The 538-nt window shown below is 47.0% G+C and carries 2 tRNA genes and 1 rRNA gene; all 3 read left to right on the top strand.

The annotated features are described in order from the left end of the window. Positions 1 to 64, top strand: a 16S ribosomal RNA gene (locus tag PSFL_RS23205); the annotation flags it as partial. Between the two features lie 81 nt (positions 65 to 145). Next, positions 146 to 222 (top strand) — tRNA-Ile (locus PSFL_RS23200). A gap of 30 nt (positions 223 to 252) precedes the next feature. Then, positions 253 to 328 (top strand) — tRNA-Ala (locus PSFL_RS23195). Positions 329 to 538 lie beyond the last annotated feature (210 nt).

Below are 538 nucleotides of genomic sequence, written 5' to 3'. Positions count from 1 at the left end.
CATGACTGGGGTGAAGTCGTAACAAGGTAGCCGTAGGGGAACCTGCGGCTGGATCACCTCCTTAATCGACGACATCAGCTGCTCCATAAGTTCCCACACGAATTGCTTGATTCATTGAAGAAGACGAAAGAAGCAGCCCGAAATTGGGTCTGTAGCTCAGTTGGTTAGAGCGCACCCCTGATAAGGGTGAGGTCGGCAGTTCGAATCTGCCCAGACCCACCAATTTTGTGTGGGAAACGCCTGTAGAAATACGGGGCCATAGCTCAGCTGGGAGAGCGCCTGCCTTGCACGCAGGAGGTCAACGGTTCGATCCCGTTTGGCTCCACCACTACTGCTTCTGTCTGTATAAAGCTTAGAAATGAGCATTCCATCGATGTGATGGTGAATGTTGATTTCTAGTCTTTGACTAGTTCGTTCTTTAAAAATTTGGGTATGTGATAGAAAGATAGACTGAACGTTACTTTCACTGGTAACGGATCAGGCTAAGGTAAAATTTGTGAGTTACTCAAATTGAGTATTATCGAATTTTCGGCGAATG

It is taken from the genome of Pseudomonas sp. DD1, assembly GCF_044510355.1.
Classification (GTDB): Bacteria; Pseudomonadota; Gammaproteobacteria; order Pseudomonadales; family Pseudomonadaceae; genus Aquipseudomonas; species Aquipseudomonas shahriarae.
The sequence above is the reverse complement of the archived record's forward strand: the minus strand, read 5'-3'. Positions and strand labels throughout refer to the sequence as shown.